We start from the raw sequence: 14,382 nt of genomic DNA on the forward strand, positions 1-14,382 counted from the left end.
GCCCCGTGATGGGCCGGGCAGGAGGCAGAAGATGGCGGCACCGCTTTTGGTGATTGCGGCAGGGGGCACCGGCGGGCACATGTTCCCGGCACAGGCCCTGGCAGAGGTGATGCTGCGCAGGGGCTGGCGGGTGAAACTGTCGACCGATGCGCGTGGGGCGCGCTATACCGGTGGCTTCCCGCATACGGTTGAGATTGAACAGGTTTCCTCGGCCACCTTTGCGCGTGGTGGCGTGCTGGCCAAGGCGCTGGTGCCGTTTCGGATCCTTGGTGGGATTTTGGGCATGTCGGCGCGGATGCTGCGCGACAAGCCGGATGTGGTGGTGGGTTTTGGCGGCTACCCGTCGATCCCGGCGCTGGCGGCGGCCACTTTGCTGCGGCGGCCCCGGATGATCCATGAACAAAACGGGGTACTGGGCCGGGTCAATCAGCTGTTTGCCAAACGCGTCGATGCGGTGGCCTGCGGCACCTGGCCGACCGCGCTGCCTGAGGGGGTGGAGGGCCACCACGTGGGCAATCCGGTGCGCGGCGCGGTGATGGAGCGGGCAGGGGCCGGCTATATCGCGCCGGGTGATTACCCGATGGAGCTACTGGTCATTGGCGGCAGCCAGGGCGCACGGATCCTGTCAGATGTGGTGCCCGCGGCCATTGCGGAGCTGCCGGTGGAGATCCTGCGCAACATCCGGGTGGCGCATCAGGCGCGCGAAGAAGATCTGGAACGGGTCAGCACCTTTTATGCAGAACATGGCATCGCGGCGGATGTGCAGACGTTTTTCAACGACGTGCCGCGCCGGATGAGTGAGGCGCAGCTGGTGATCTCGCGCTCGGGCGCGTCCTCGGTGGCAGATATCAGCGTGATCGGCCGCCCCTCGGTGCTGATCCCCTTTGCCGCGGCAACCGGCGATCACCAGACCGCCAATGCCCGTGGGCTGGTGGATGCGGGCGCCGCGATCCTGGTGCCGGAAAACCGGCTTGAAGTTGCCGCGCTTTCCGAGCAGATAACCTTGGTTCTTGGCGATGCAAAAGGCGCCTCGCTGATGGCGCAGGCGGCGCTGTCGCAGGGCAAGCCGGATGCCGCACAAGAGCTGAGCGAAATGGTCGAAGCGCTGGCAGAGGCCGGGAAGGCACGGAAAGGCACGTCATGAATGCAGCAACCAAACTCCCCGTTGATGTGGGCGCGATCCATTTTGTTGGCATCGGCGGCATTGGCATGTCGGGCATCGCCGAGGTGTTGCTGAACCATGGCTACACAGTGCAGGGCAGTGATCTGAAGGCCTCAAAAATCACCGATCGCCTGTCTGAGATGGGCGCAAAGATCTTTGTTGGGCAGAAGGCGGAAAACCTGGCGGGCGCGGAGGTCATTGTGATCTCCTCCGCGATCAAACCGGGCAACCCGGAACTGGATGAGGCCCGCCGTCTGGGCCTGCCGGTGGTGCGCCGCGCTGAAATGCTGGCCGAGCTGATGCGGTTGAAATCCAACGTTGCGGTTGCCGGCACCCACGGCAAGACCACAACGACCACCATGGTAGCGACGCTGCTGGATGCGGGCGGGGTGGATCCGACCGTGATCAATGGCGGCATCATCCACGCCTATGGCTCAAACGCGCGTGTCGGCACCTCGGACTGGATGGTGGTTGAGGCAGATGAAAGCGACGGCACCTTCAACCGTTTGCCAGCAACCATCGCCATCGTCACCAATATCGACCCGGAACATATGGAACACTGGGGCACCGAAGAGGCGCTGCATCAGGGGTTCTATGAATTTGTCTCGGGCATTCCTTTTTACGGGCTGGCGATCTGCTGCACCGATGATGCGGATGTGCAGGCGCTGGTGGGCAAGATCACCGACCGCCGCGTTGTGACCTACGGGTTCAACGCGCAGGCCGATGTGCGTGCGATCAACCTGCGCTATGAAAAAGGCGCTGCGATTTTCGATGTGGCGCTGCAGGGCGAAGATGTGGTCATCGAGGGCTGCACCCTGCCGATGCCGGGCGATCACAATGTATCCAATGCCTTGTCTGCCATCGCTGTGGCCCGCCATCTGGGCATGAAGGGCGATGAGATCCGCGAGGCGCTGGCCGGGTTCAAGGGGGTGAACCGTCGCTTCACCCGCGTGGGTGAGGTGAACGGGGTCACCGTCATTGATGACTATGGCCATCACCCAACCGAAATCGCCGCCGTTCTGAAGGCCGCCCGTCAGGCGACCGAGGGCCGCGTGATCGCAGTTCATCAGCCGCATCGCTACACCCGGTTGAGCCATCACTTTGAGGAGTTCTGCTCCTGCTTCAATGAGGCGGATGTGGTCGGCATTGCCGAGGTCTTCGCCGCCGGTGAACAGCCGATCGAAGGCGCCAGCCATGAAGATCTGGTTGCCGGTCTGATCCGCCATGGCCATCGTCATGCCCGCAGCGTCTTGTCTGAGGATGATCTTGAGCGTCTGGTGCGCGAACAGACGCAGCCGGGCGATATGGTTGTCTGCCTTGGCGCCGGTACGATTTCCGCCTGGGCCAATGGTCTGCCGGCCCGTTTGCAGGGCTGATCTCCGGGCTGATTGCAGCACCGGGGCTGACTAACAATTGACAGGGCGGTCTATTTTGGCTGCTCTGTCGCGCGAAACTGGTACTGATGCGCCCAATCTTTGGGTGAGTCGTGTTTTGAGTATTTAAGAAACAGTGAAATTGCAGCGGGAGGCCGGCGATGGCTGACGCTTTGAAACGACGGATTGGGTTGCCATTGCTCACCGCCTATGGGGTGGGGGTGATGGTGGGCGCTGGCATCTATGTGCTGGTGGGCGCGGTTGCAGCCGATGCCGGGATCTGGGCCCCTCTGGCCTTTCTGTTTGCGGGGCTGGTGGCTGCCCCAACCGCCCTGTCTTATGCCGAGTTTTCCACCCGCTTGCCCGAAGCCGGCGGTGAGGCGGTTTTTGTGTCCGAGGGGCTGGGGCTGCAATGGCTGGGCGTTCTGGTGGGGCTGGCTATTGTTGTGACCGGCACGGTCTCGGCCGCGGCAGTGTTGCGGGGCGGCGCGGGCTATCTGACCAGCGTGGTGCCTCTGCCGATGGCGGCAACCATTGTCGTCATGGGGCTGAGCCTGATCGCGGTTGCTATCATTGGTGTGTTGGAAAGCCTGACGCTGGCCGCGATCTTCACTGCAGTGGAGCTGATCGGCCTTGCCTTGGTGATCTGGGCCGGGCTGGCCGCGGATCCGTCGCCGGATCTGACCGTTGCGGCGCCGCCGGTTTGGGCGGGGATCGGGGCTGGCGCGGTCTTGGCGTTTTTCGCCTTCATCGGGTTTGAAGACATCGTCAACATGGCCGAAGAGGTGACTACACCGGAAAAGACCCTGCCGCGCGCCATCCTCTATTCGCTGATGATCACCTCGGTGATCTATGCGCTGGTGTCTTATGCCGCGGTGCGGGTTGTGCCGTTGGCTGAGCTGACCAGCAGCAAACAGCCCTTGGTTCTGGTCTGGCAGCAGGCGCAGGGTGGATCGGTGGCGTTTTTGTCGGTGATTGCGGTGGCCGCAGCCCTGAACGGTGTGCTGGCGCAGATCGTCATGGCGGCGCGGGTGCTGTTTGGGCTGGGTCGGCGCACCGCCGGGCTGGCCACGTTTCATCACAGCAGCGCCCGTTTCGGCACCCCAACGCTGGCCACGGTGCTGATTGGCACCGCAGTGGTGATCGGCGCGCTGACCCTGCCGGTGGCCACATTGGCGGAAGGCGCATCAACCTTGCTGTTGACCATCTTCGTGATCGTCAATATTGCCCTTATTCGGCTGAAAACCAGCGTGCCGGAGGCCCCGTTCAGGGTGCCCATGGCGGTGCCAGTCTTTGGTTTACTGGCTGCACTTGCAGCGCTGGCGATCAACTTCGGGGCGCTTGCGTTCCTGACTGAGGCCCCGGGAGGCCCGCTATGACCCTATCAATCCTTTTGGCCTGCAGCTGGTTTGTGCTGGCCAATATCCTTGCCATGATGCCCTCCAAACGCCGCCACTGGCCGCAGGCCTGGGTGCTGATCACAATCGGAATTCCCATTCTGGGGTATGTGGTCTATGAACACGGGCCTTGGCTGGGCTTGCTGATCATGGCAGGCGCCATGTCGATGCTGCGCTGGCCGGTGATCCACCTGCTACGACGTGTGAAGAAAATGGTGAGACGACACGATGGAACTGCCTGAGACACTGGCTGAGATCCTGCCTGAATTGCGCGGCCGGTTGAGCCATGCCAAAGACCTGAGCAGCCTGACATGGCTTCGGGTGGGTGGCCCGGCGGATCTGTTCTTCCAGCCGGCGGATGTGGCAGATCTGCAAGCGTTTTTGCAGGCGCTGCCAGCAGATGTGCCGGTGTTCCCGATGGGGGTTGGCAGCAACTTGATCGTGCGGGATGGGGGGCTGCGTGCGGCGGTGATCCGTATGGGGCGTGGCTTCAACCATATCGAAATTGACGGAAACCGGGTGACCACCGGTGTTGCCGCATTGGATGCCCATGTGGCGCGCAAAGCGGCTGAGGCGGGGGTTGATTTGACCTTCCTGCGGACGATTCCCGGCTCCATCGGTGGGGCCGTGCGGATGAATGCGGGCTGTTACGGATCCTATGTGGCCGATGTGTTTGTCAGCGCCAAGGCAGTGACGCGCGAGGGGCAGCTGGTGACGCTGAGCGCCGAAGATCTGCAATTCCAATATCGCCAGACCGAACTGCCCGAAGGCTGGGTCATCGTGGAGGCGACGCTGGAAGGGCCTGCGGGTGATGCGCAAGAGCTTGCCGATCGTATGGCGGCGCAATTGGCCAAGCGTGATGAAACCCAGCCCACCAAAGACCGCAGTGCGGGCAGCACCTTCCGCAATCCGGCAGGCTTTTCTTCAACCGGGCAGGCCGACGATGTGCATGATCTAAAGGCCTGGAAGGTCATTGATGATGCGGGCATGCGGGGCGCGCGAAAGGGCGGCGCACAGATGAGTGAGAAGCATTCAAATTTCCTTATCAATGCGGAAAATGCCACCGCAGCGGACCTCGAAGGCCTTGGTGAAGAGGTCAGAAAAAAGGTTTACGAAAATAGCGGTATCACGCTACAGTGGGAAATCATGCGCGTCGGCGAACCGGCGGCTGAGTAAGAGCGCTAAAACGCGCCAGCAGGCAGGGCAAACTGGCCCTTATTACATGTAAACGACCGCAAAGACGGTCGAGATTTTGAGGCACAGCGTGGGTATGTCGAGCAGGGCAACCCCTCTGGTCATGGTCCTGAAAGGTGGCCCCTCTGCGGAACGCGAGGTGTCGCTTAGCTCAGGGCATGAATGCGCAAGAGCGCTAGAGGGTGAGGGATTCCAGGTGGTTGAGGTCGATGCCGGCCCCGATCTAGCCGCGCGTCTTGCCGAGATTAAGCCGGATATTGTTTTTAACGCGCTCCACGGTCGCTGGGGCGAAGATGGCTGTGTGCAGGGCATTCTGGAATGGATGCAGATCCCCTACACCCACTCCGGCGTTTTGGCCTCGGCCTTGGCGATGGACAAGGAACGCTCGAAACAGGTTTACGCCGCCGCCGGGTTGCCCATCGCAGACAGCAAACTTGCCGATAAAGACGCAGTAGAGGCGGATCATGTTTTGCCGCCGCCCTATGTGGTGAAACCCTATAATGAGGGGTCATCAGTAGGGGTCTATCTGGTGCATGAGGCCGCCAACGGCCCGCCGAAACTGTCAGCCGAGATGCCGCAGACCGTGATGGTCGAAGCCTTTGTGCCCGGGCGTGAAATGACCGCCTCGGTCCTGGGGGATCGTTGCCTAGGGGTGACCGATATCCTGACCGATGGCTGGTATGACTACGATGCGAAATACAAAACCGGGGGCTCCCGCCATGTGGTGCCCGCCGATATCCCGGCTGAGATTTATGCCGCCTGCGAAGATTTCGCCCTACGTGCCCATCAGGCCCTGGGTTGTCGCGGGCTGAGCCGCACCGATTTCCGTTGGGATGAGGCCAAGGGGCTAGAGGGGTTGATCCTGCTCGAAACCAACACCCAGCCGGGGATGACGCCGACGTCGCTTAGCCCCGAACAGGCTGCGTTGCAGGGGATGAGCTTTGGCCAGCTCTGCGCCTGGCTGGTGGAGGATGCCTCATGCAACAGATGAGCACCTATCCGGAAATGGAGCCGCCGATCGAACAGATCCCCGGGCTGGCCGCGCCCCGCCGGGAAGCGCCGCGCGCCAAGGCCGATCCGGCGCCGTCTCGCTGGGCTTACCGGTTTCAGCGCTTGATGCTGACGCCGATCTTCCGTCTGTTGCTGAAGGTTGGCTTGCCGATGGGTGCCGCCTTTGCCGGTGGGATGCTTTACTTTTCGGATCAGGACAACCGCGATGCGCTGCGTCTGTGGGTCGTCGAGATCAAGAATGAGATCCAGACTCGGCCGGAGTTCATGGTCAACCTGATGCGGATCGACGGCGCCGCGCAAAGCGTATCTGAAGACATTCGGGAAATCCTGCCGATCGATTTTCCTGTCAGCTCCTTTGATCTGAACCTTGATGACATGCGCCGCACCATCGCGGAGCTGCCAGCGGTCAAAGATGTGACCCTGCGGGTGACGCCGAAGGGTGTGCTGCAGGTCAATGTGACGGAACGGGTGCCGGTGATCCTGTGGCGGACCCGGGATGGGCTGGCGCTGCTTGATGAACATGGCAACTACGTTGGTCAGGCAGAGAAGGGCGCAGATCATCTGCGCCTGCCGCTGATTGTGGGTGATGGCGCCGATATGGCGGTGCCGGAGGCGCTGCAACTGATTGCGGCGCTCGGCCCCTTGGCGCCGCGCACCCATGGGATCGTGCGCATGGGCGAGCGGCGCTGGGATGTGGTGCTGGATCGTGGTCAGCGGATCCTGCTGCCGGAAACCGGCGCGGTGCAGGCGCTGGAGCGGGTGATCGTGCTGCATCAGGCACAATATGTAATGGACCGGGATCTGGCGCATGTGGACATGCGGCTGGGCCAGCGGCCCACTATTCGAATGAACGAAGCGGCCGTCGACCATTGGTGGCGGAAAATCAAAAGCGGTTTCGGGGACTAGAGTATGTTTGATTTGTATGACAGCCAGCGCGCCATGCGCGGCATGCGCAAAGCCGCAATGCAACGCGGCGTGGTGGCCATTCTTGATGTAGGCAGCTCCAAAATGGCCTGTCTGGTGCTGCGCTTTGATGGCACCTCGGGCAGCTTTGAGGCCGAAGGCGTCGGTTCCATGGCGGGGCAGGCCGGGTTCCGGGTGATCGGTGCGGCAACCACGCGGTCGCGCGGGGTGAAGTTTGGCGAAATCACCGCGATGGGCGAAACCGAACGTGCCATCCGCACTGTGCTGCAACAGGCGCAGAAGATGGCCAACATCCGTGTTGATCACGTGATTGCCTGTTTCTCCGGTGCGGAACCGCGCAGCTATGGGCTGACAGGGGCCATTGATCTGCAGGGGCAGATCGTGACCGAACAGGATATCAGTCAGGTGTTGGCGGCCTGTGATGTGCCGGATTACGGCCATGGCCGCGAGGTGCTGCACGCACAGCCTGTGAACTTTGCGCTGGATCACCGTTCGGGTCTGGGCGATCCGCGCGGCCAGCTGGGCAACCGGCTGTCGACTGATCTGCATATGCTGACGGTGGATGCCGCCGTGGTGCAGAACCTGGCGCATTGCGTGAAGCGCTGCGATATGGAACTGGCCGGTGTGGCCTCCTCAGCCTATGTCAGCGGCATTTCCGCTTTGGTTGAGGATGAGCAGGAGCTGGGGGCCGCCTGTATCGACCTGGGTGGCGGGTCCACCTCGATCTCGATCTTTATGAAGAAACACATGATCTATGCCGATGCGGTGCGGATGGGCGGCGAACATGTGACCGGCGACATTTCGATGGGCCTCTCGGTGCCCCATGCCACGGCGGAGCGGATCAAGACCTTCTACGGGGGCGTTGTTGCCACCGGCATGGATGACCGTGAGATGATCGACATCGGTGGCGACACCGGCGATTGGGAACATGACCGCCGGTCGGTCAGCCGGGCCGAGCTGATCGGCATCATGCGGCCGCGGGTGGAGGAAATTCTGGAAGAGGTGCGCGAACGTCTGGATGCGGCAGGGTTTGACCATATGCCCAGCCAGCAGATCGTGCTGACCGGTGGTGGCAGTCAGATCCCCGGCCTTGACGGGCTGGCCAGCCGTATTCTGGGCCAGCAGGTGCGTCTGGGTCGCCCCTTGCGGGTACATGGCCTGCCGCAGGCGGCCACAGGTCCGGGTTTTGCCTCGGCCGTAGGGATGTGCCTGTTTGCCGCCCATCCGCAGGATGAATGGTGGGACTTTGAGCTGCCGGTCGATCGCAGTTCGGCCCGCACCTTCAAGCGTGCGGTGCGCTGGTTCAAGGAAAACTGGTGATGCGAGAAACCCGGTGAATTTCGGGTGATTTTCCGCGCCCTCCGCAAGAAGCAGGGTGACGCGGGAGAACTTTGGGGATAAACTGTGGATAACCGCTGGGCGTTCAGGCGCAACATGGCGGAGATTTGAGGATCGGGGCAGCGCCCTTCCATATTGAGAAAGCCACATGCACGTGCCGGGACAGGGTGCGGACCGCATGGCCATAGGTGTGGCGTGCTATCAGCCCGCTAGATCTGCGCGGATCGGCAAGATCCCGCAGGTTTGATCGGTGTTTGCCCCATATTTCGTGGCTTTTTTGCGTTTTTTTGATGACGCATGGGTTGGTTCTCGCTACCATCGAAGGTAATAGGCAGAAAAACATCCGCGAAATGCGGGTCAACGATATCAGGCGGACAGTTCCATGACATTGAACCTTTCGGTGCCCGGGCACGACGATTTGAAACCCCGTATCACTGTCTTTGGCGTCGGTGGGGCCGGCGGCAACGCTGTGAATAACATGATCGAAAAAGACCTCACCGGGGTCGATTTCGTGGTGGCCAACACGGACGCTCAGGCGCTGCAGCAGTCCAGCGCGCAGGCCCGCATCCAGCTGGGTGTGAAAGTAACCGAGGGTCTGGGCGCAGGGGCCCGTGCCACGGTTGGCGCCGCCGCTGCCGAAGAAAGCATTGAACAGATCGTAGATCACCTGGCGGGCGCTCACATGTGCTTCATCACCGCCGGGATGGGCGGCGGCACCGGCACTGGTGCAGCCCCGATCATCGCACAGGCTGCCCGCGAGTTGGGCGTGCTGACTGTGGGTGTGGTGACCAAACCCTTCCAGTTCGAAGGCGCAAAACGCATGCGTCAGGCGGAAGAGGGGGTTGAGACCCTGCAGAAGATGGTCGACACTCTGATCATCATTCCAAACCAGAACCTGTTCCGTCTGGCCAATGAGAAGACCACCTTCACCGAGGCCTTCTCGATGGCGGATGACGTTCTGTACCAAGGCGTCAAAGGTGTGACCGATCTGATGGTCCGTCCCGGCCTGATCAACCTCGACTTTGCCGATGTGCGCGCCGTGATGGACGAGATGGGCAAAGCGATGATGGGCACCGGCGAGGCCATGGGCGAAGATCGCGCCATTCAGGCTGCTGAGAAGGCCATTGCCAACCCGCTGCTGGATGAAATCAGCCTGCGCGGTGCGAAGGGCGTTCTGATCAACATCACCGGCGGTCATGATCTGACCCTGTTTGAACTGGACGAAGCCGCCAACCGCATCCGCGAAGAGGTGGATCCGGAAGCCAACATCATCGTTGGCTCGACGCTAGACACCGAGCTGGACGGCGGCATGCGCGTCAGCGTTGTGGCCACCGGCATCGACGCCTCGGAAATGGTTCAGGACATCCCTGTGCCGCGCCGCTCGATGGCTGCGCCGCTGACCCAGACCACCAGCGTGGAAGAGGCCAAGGCCGCACCGGCGCCTGCTCCGGCCCCTGCCGCGGCAGCCCCGGATGCGCCAACCATCGAAACCGTCGCACCCGTTGCAGCAGCCCCTGCCGCACCGGTTCAGCCCGAAGGCCCAGCTGAGCCCAGCCTGTTTGGTGAGTTCGACGCGCAGGAAGCGGCGGCTCAGGATCAGATGGAAGATATCTTCGAAGAAGAGACCGGCAGCGATGTGCCGCCCCCGGCCTATCAGCCGCAGCAGGCACAACAGCAGTTCCAGCCGCAGCCCGATGCCTATCAGGCACAGCCGGAAGAAGCTGCAGCCAACTTCCTACCGCCACAGCCGCGCCCTGCCGGTCAGCCTTCGCCTGAGGCGCAGGCCCGTCTGCGCGCCGCCGTTGAGAACCAGCCAAAGGCACAGCCCGCGGCCCAGCCGGTGCAGCAGCAACAACCCGCGCCTGAGCAGGAGCGTTCGCGCTTCGGGCTGGGGTCGCTGATCAATCGGATGTCAGGCAGCGGCCATGAGCAGCAGCCCGCCCCGCGTCAGCAGCCGCCGATGCAGCAGTCAATGCACGGGCAGCAGCAAGCACAGCAGGTGCATCAGGAATATGAGGATGAGGTCGAGCAGGACCGCATCGAAATTCCCGCCTTCCTGCGCCGTCAGGCCAATTAAGGCTGTAACATCTGTTGCAATCCGTGTGAGATACGCGGCATGACGCTAGGTCAGAAATCATAGTTTGGAACCGCCTTCGGGCGGTTCTTTTCTTTTTATTACAATTGTTTGCAATGGATGTGAGCGGATTTCGGCGCATTTCTAACAGCCATGTTTCAGAGCGTTACAAAGATTGAGTTGTGACTGTGAACACCCGGTTGTACCAAGATCGCGCACTGCCGCTGACGTGGTGTCAAGCATCTGGGGACGATCTTGCAGACAACTGTTAATGGGCCGGTGAAATTCACTGGTGTAGGACTGCATTCTGGTAAACCAGTACGGATGACCGTACTGCCGGCAACGCCGGATCATGGCATTTGGTTCCGTCGAACCGATGTCACCGATCGGGATGCGCTTATTCCTGCCCGTTTTGACGTTGTGAACCAATCGCCCCTGTGCACCAAACTGCTGAATGAGGCCGGCACCGATGTGTCGACAGTGGAGCATATCATGGCCGCTCTGGCGGGCTGTGGCATCCACAACGCCTTGATTGACATCGACGGTCCCGAAGTGCCGATCCTTGATGGCAGCTCGGCCCAGTTTGTGAAGGCTCTCTTGTCACGTGGTCTGCGCCAGCAGGGGGAACCGGTGCGGGTTCTGCAGATCCTGAAACCGGTTGAAGTGCGCAAGGGCGAAGCCTGGGCGCGGCTGACCCCGGCCGATGAGCTGCGGATCGATTTCCACATCGATTTTGTCGACGCCGCGATTGGCGTTCAGGAAAAAGGCCTGCAAATGGCCAATGGCGCCTTTGTGCGTGAGTTGAGCGACAGCCGCACTTTCTGCCGCCGTTCCGATGTGGAGTGGATGCAGGCCAACGGTCTGGCCCTCGGCGGTGTGCCGGGGGAAAACGCTGTGGTGTTTGACGGTGCGCTGGTCGAAAGCGGCAAAGGTCTGCGTCACGCGGATGAGCCCGTGCGCCACAAGATGCTGGATGCCCTGGGGGATCTGGCTCTGGCAGGGGCCCCGATTCTGGGCCATTACACCGGTTACCGCGCCGGCCATGCGATCACCAATGATCTGCTGCGGGCGCTATTTGCCCAGCCTGATGCCTATCGTCTGGTAACCTGTGATGACAGCATGCTGGCCCGTTTGCCCGGCGTTGGCGTGCATTTGAACGAGATTCCGGCGGTCGCCTGATCAGGGTTTTGACACTTGTGGAAACAACGCGCAGGGGCACTTCGGTGCCCTTTTCACGTTTCTGTACGGCTGACGGGCGAAAACCTGCCAAAGACGTTTTGCCTTGGATTATTCTGTGCTAGGACCACGGGAAGCACCGCGTTATCAATGCGGTGGAAGTCCAGACAAGGGTGAGACAGCACATGACAGGCATCGGGTCGCGTAAACGGGGGATCGCGGGTCTTCTTTTTGCTACAGCTTTGGCCGCCTGCGGGACCAACGCCGCATTGGAACGTGGTGAGGTGCCTCTGGAAAACTACACGGCCGAACAGATCTTTGGTCGGGCCGAGTTTGAGCTGGAACGGCGCAAACCGGATCAGGCCGCCTTCTACTTCTCTGAAATTGAACGGCTTTACCCTTATTCGGAATGGGCAAAACGTGGCCTGATCATGCAGGCCTTTTCCTATCACAAAGACAAAGACTATGAGAACAGCCGCGGTGCGGCGCAGCGCTACATCGACTTCTACCCGCTGGAAGAAGACGCAGCCTATGCGCAATACCTGCTGGCGCTCAGCTATTACGATCAGATTGACGAAGTGGGTCGCGACCAAGGGGTGACCTTTGATGCGTTGCAGGCGCTGCGGGTGGTGATTGAGCGCTATCCTGACAGCGAATATGCCCGTTCGGCGATCCTGAAATTCGACCTGGCTTTTGACCACCTGGCTGGCAAGGAAATGGAGGTCGGCCGTTATTATCTGCGCCGTGAACATTACCCTGCTGCGATCAACCGCTTCCGCGTGGTTGTTGAAGAGTTCCAAACCACCACCCACGCTGCCGAGGCGCTGCACCGTCTGGTCGAAGCCTACCTGTCCTTGGGTCTGAACGAACAGGCCCAGACAGCGGGCGCGATCCTGGGGCATAACTTCCGCTCCACCGATTGGTATGAGGACAGCTACAAGCTGCTGACCGGTCGCGGGCTGGAATTGGAAGCGGCAGGGGATGGCTGGCTGAACCAGATCTATCGTCAGACCCTGCAGGGCAAATGGCTCTGACGCAGGTCAGATCGGGTAGGGGCCTCTGATGCTGCGCGCGCTGGAAATCCGCGACATGCTGATCATCGACCGGTTGGATCTCGACTTCCAGCCGGGACTGAACGTGCTGACCGGGGAAACCGGGGCGGGCAAATCTATCCTGTTGGATTCGCTGGGGTTTGTCCTTGGTTGGCGGGGGCGTGCCGAATTGGTGCGCGCTGGCGCAGAACAGGGTGAGGTGGTTGCCGTCTTTGACCTGCCCGCCGATCACGCCGCCCATCAGGTGCTGGAAGAGGCCGGACTGCCCTCCGACGGGGAGGAACTGATCCTGCGCCGTGTGAACCGCAAAGATGGCCGCAAGACCGCTTGGGTCAATGACCGCCGGTGTTCGGGTGAGGTGCTGCGGCAGCTGTCAGAAACCTTGATTGAGCTGCATGGCCAGCATGATGACCGTGGCCTGCTGGATGCCAAGGGGCACCGTGGGCTGCTGGATGCCTTTGGCAGCTATGAGCGCCTGCAGGAGAAAACCCGCAGCAGCTGGCGCGCCCTGTCTGCCGCACGCCGGGATCTGGCCAAGGCCGAAGCCGCGATTGCCGAAATCCGCGCCGAAGAAGAGTTTCTGCGCCATTCGGTGGCTGAATTTGATGCGATGGATCCGCAGCCCGGCGAAGAGGCGGCGTTGGATGTGAAACGCCGCCAGATGCAGGGGGCCGAAAAGGTCCGCGAAGATGTGGCCCGCGCGTTTCAGGCGCTGTCTGGTGACGGGGCCGAGGGCGCGATGGGCGATGCCATGCGCTGGCTGGAAGATGCCGCGCAGCAGGTCGAGGGGCTGCTCGATGCGCCGATTGATGCGCTTGGCCGCGCCTTCGCCGAATTGGGCGATGCGGTACAGGGGGTTGAGGGCGCGCTGGATCAGCTGCGCTTTGACCCGCATGAGCTTGAGACCTGCGAAGAGCGCCTGTTTGCCATGCGCGGTCTGGCCCGCAAACACAGCATCGTGCCGGATGATCTGGCCAAATTTGGCGAAGATCTGCGCCTGCGCTTGAAAACCCTGGATCAGGGGGAGGGCGATCTGGCCGATCTGACCGTCGCCGTGAAAGAGGCCGAGGCCGCTTATGACAGCGCCGCCACCGCCCTGACCGAGGCCCGCAAGACAGCCGCCGCCAAGCTGGACAAGGCCGTTTCTGCTGAACTGGCGCCCTTGAAGATGGAGCGCGCGGAGTTCTGCACCGGTGTGGATCTGGGCGACCCCGGTCCTGAGGGACGCGATGAGGTGGCCTTTACCGTGGCCACCAATCCCGGCGCACCCGCGGGCCCCTTGGGCAAGATTGCCTCGGGCGGTGAACTCAGCCGTTTCCTGCTGGCTTTGAAGGTCTGCCTCAGTCAGACCCAATCGGGCATCACCATGATCTTTGATGAGATTGACCGCGGCGTTGGCGGCGCAACCGCAGATGCTGTGGGCCGTCGTCTGTCCGCGCTGTCTGAGGGCGGTCAGGTTCTGGTCGTGACCCATTCGCCGCAGGTGGCCGCCCTTGGCGCGCATCACTGGCGGGTGGAAAAGCGGGTTGAAAACAACGTCACCACCTCACGCGTTGTGCCTTTGGATGATAATGAGCGGGTCGATGAGATTGCGCGTATGGTTTCCGGTGATCGCATCACCGAGGAAGCCCGCGCCGCAGCGAAATCCCTGCTGGCCGCGCGCTAGGCGCATGTGCAGGGC

General features: G+C 61.7%; 12 protein-coding genes. All 12 read left to right on the forward strand.

The annotated features are described in order from the left end of the window. Positions 1-31: 31 nt before the first annotated feature. The 12 genes from TL5118_RS03015 (at position 32) to recN (ending at position 14,367) form a co-directional block, all read left to right on the forward strand. On the forward strand, positions 32-1,144 hold the full coding sequence (locus TL5118_RS03015) for a UDP-N-acetylglucosamine--N-acetylmuramyl-(pentapeptide) pyrophosphoryl-undecaprenol N-acetylglucosamine transferase (RefSeq protein ID WP_058243861.1): 1,113 nt from the start codon (positions 32-34) through the stop codon (positions 1,142-1,144). Beyond that, positions 1,141-2,538 (forward strand): UDP-N-acetylmuramate--L-alanine ligase, encoded by a 1,398-nt coding sequence (murC, locus tag TL5118_RS03020; protein WP_058243862.1) that lies wholly within the window; start codon positions 1,141-1,143, stop codon positions 2,536-2,538. The genes TL5118_RS03015 and murC overlap by 4 nt, the downstream gene beginning before the upstream one ends. A gap of 158 nt (positions 2,539-2,696) precedes the next feature. Then, entirely contained in the window at positions 2,697-3,914 is a 1,218-nt protein-coding gene (locus TL5118_RS03025; protein ID WP_058243863.1) for an APC family permease, read from the forward strand. After that, positions 3,911-4,174, forward strand: coding sequence for a DUF2484 family protein (locus tag TL5118_RS03030; RefSeq protein ID WP_058243864.1), 264 nt, complete (start codon positions 3,911-3,913; stop codon positions 4,172-4,174). The genes TL5118_RS03025 and TL5118_RS03030 overlap by 4 nt, the downstream gene beginning before the upstream one ends. After that, positions 4,161-5,108, forward strand: a complete 948-nt coding sequence (murB, locus tag TL5118_RS03035; RefSeq protein WP_058243865.1) for a UDP-N-acetylmuramate dehydrogenase — start codon at positions 4,161-4,163, stop codon at positions 5,106-5,108. Before TL5118_RS03030 ends, murB begins: the two co-directional genes overlap by 14 nt. An 88-nt stretch (positions 5,109-5,196) precedes the next feature. Continuing rightward, entirely contained in the window at positions 5,197-6,117 is a 921-nt protein-coding gene (locus TL5118_RS03040; RefSeq protein WP_106404168.1) for a D-alanine--D-alanine ligase, read from the forward strand. Then, positions 6,105-7,043, forward strand: a complete 939-nt coding sequence (locus TL5118_RS03045; RefSeq protein WP_242601720.1) for a cell division protein FtsQ/DivIB — start codon at positions 6,105-6,107, stop codon at positions 7,041-7,043. Before TL5118_RS03040 ends, TL5118_RS03045 begins: the two co-directional genes overlap by 13 nt. 3 nt (positions 7,044-7,046) lie before the next feature. After that, complete coding sequence (gene ftsA / locus TL5118_RS03050; RefSeq protein ID WP_179945289.1) at positions 7,047-8,381, forward strand: cell division protein FtsA; 1,335 nt, start codon at positions 7,047-7,049, stop codon at positions 8,379-8,381. A gap of 400 nt (positions 8,382-8,781) precedes the next feature. Further along, entirely contained in the window at positions 8,782-10,476 is a 1,695-nt protein-coding gene (gene ftsZ / locus TL5118_RS03055; protein ID WP_058243867.1) for a cell division protein FtsZ, read from the forward strand. 252 nt (positions 10,477-10,728) lie between these two features. Beyond that, positions 10,729-11,652 (forward strand): UDP-3-O-acyl-N-acetylglucosamine deacetylase, encoded by a 924-nt coding sequence (gene lpxC / locus TL5118_RS03060; RefSeq protein WP_058243868.1) that lies wholly within the window; start codon positions 10,729-10,731, stop codon positions 11,650-11,652. Positions 11,653-11,834: 182 nt separating this feature from the next. Further along, on the forward strand, positions 11,835-12,683 hold the full coding sequence (locus TL5118_RS03065) for an outer membrane protein assembly factor BamD (protein WP_058243869.1): 849 nt from the start codon (positions 11,835-11,837) through the stop codon (positions 12,681-12,683). A 28-nt stretch (positions 12,684-12,711) separates the two neighbouring features. Next, the gene (gene recN / locus TL5118_RS03070; protein WP_058243870.1) at positions 12,712-14,367 is read left to right on the forward strand and encodes a DNA repair protein RecN; all 1,656 of its coding nucleotides are present in this window, start codon (positions 12,712-12,714) and stop codon (positions 14,365-14,367) included. The last annotated feature ends 15 nt before the right edge of the window (positions 14,368-14,382 follow it).

The organism is Thalassovita autumnalis (assembly GCF_001458255.1).
Taxonomy (GTDB): Bacteria; Pseudomonadota; Alphaproteobacteria; order Rhodobacterales; family Rhodobacteraceae; genus Thalassobius; species Thalassobius autumnalis.

Coding starts and splice junctions, on each gene's coding strand:
- ftsZ (WP_058243867.1), top strand. CDS start 8,782: ATGACATTGAACCTTTCGGTGCCCGGGCACGACGATTTGAAACCCCGT.
- murB (WP_058243865.1), top strand. CDS start 4,161: ATGGAACTGCCTGAGACACTGGCTGAGATCCTGCCTGAATTGCGCGGC.
- TL5118_RS03030 (WP_058243864.1), top strand. CDS start 3,911: ATGACCCTATCAATCCTTTTGGCCTGCAGCTGGTTTGTGCTGGCCAAT.
- TL5118_RS03025 (WP_058243863.1), top strand. CDS start 2,697: ATGGCTGACGCTTTGAAACGACGGATTGGGTTGCCATTGCTCACCGCC.
- TL5118_RS03045 (WP_242601720.1), top strand. CDS start 6,105: ATGCAACAGATGAGCACCTATCCGGAAATGGAGCCGCCGATCGAACAG.
- murC (WP_058243862.1), top strand. CDS start 1,141: ATGAATGCAGCAACCAAACTCCCCGTTGATGTGGGCGCGATCCATTTT.
- recN (WP_058243870.1), top strand. CDS start 12,712: ATGCTGCGCGCGCTGGAAATCCGCGACATGCTGATCATCGACCGGTTG.
- TL5118_RS03065 (WP_058243869.1), top strand. CDS start 11,835: ATGACAGGCATCGGGTCGCGTAAACGGGGGATCGCGGGTCTTCTTTTT.
- ftsA (WP_179945289.1), top strand. CDS start 7,047: ATGTTTGATTTGTATGACAGCCAGCGCGCCATGCGCGGCATGCGCAAA.
- TL5118_RS03015 (WP_058243861.1), top strand. CDS start 32: ATGGCGGCACCGCTTTTGGTGATTGCGGCAGGGGGCACCGGCGGGCAC.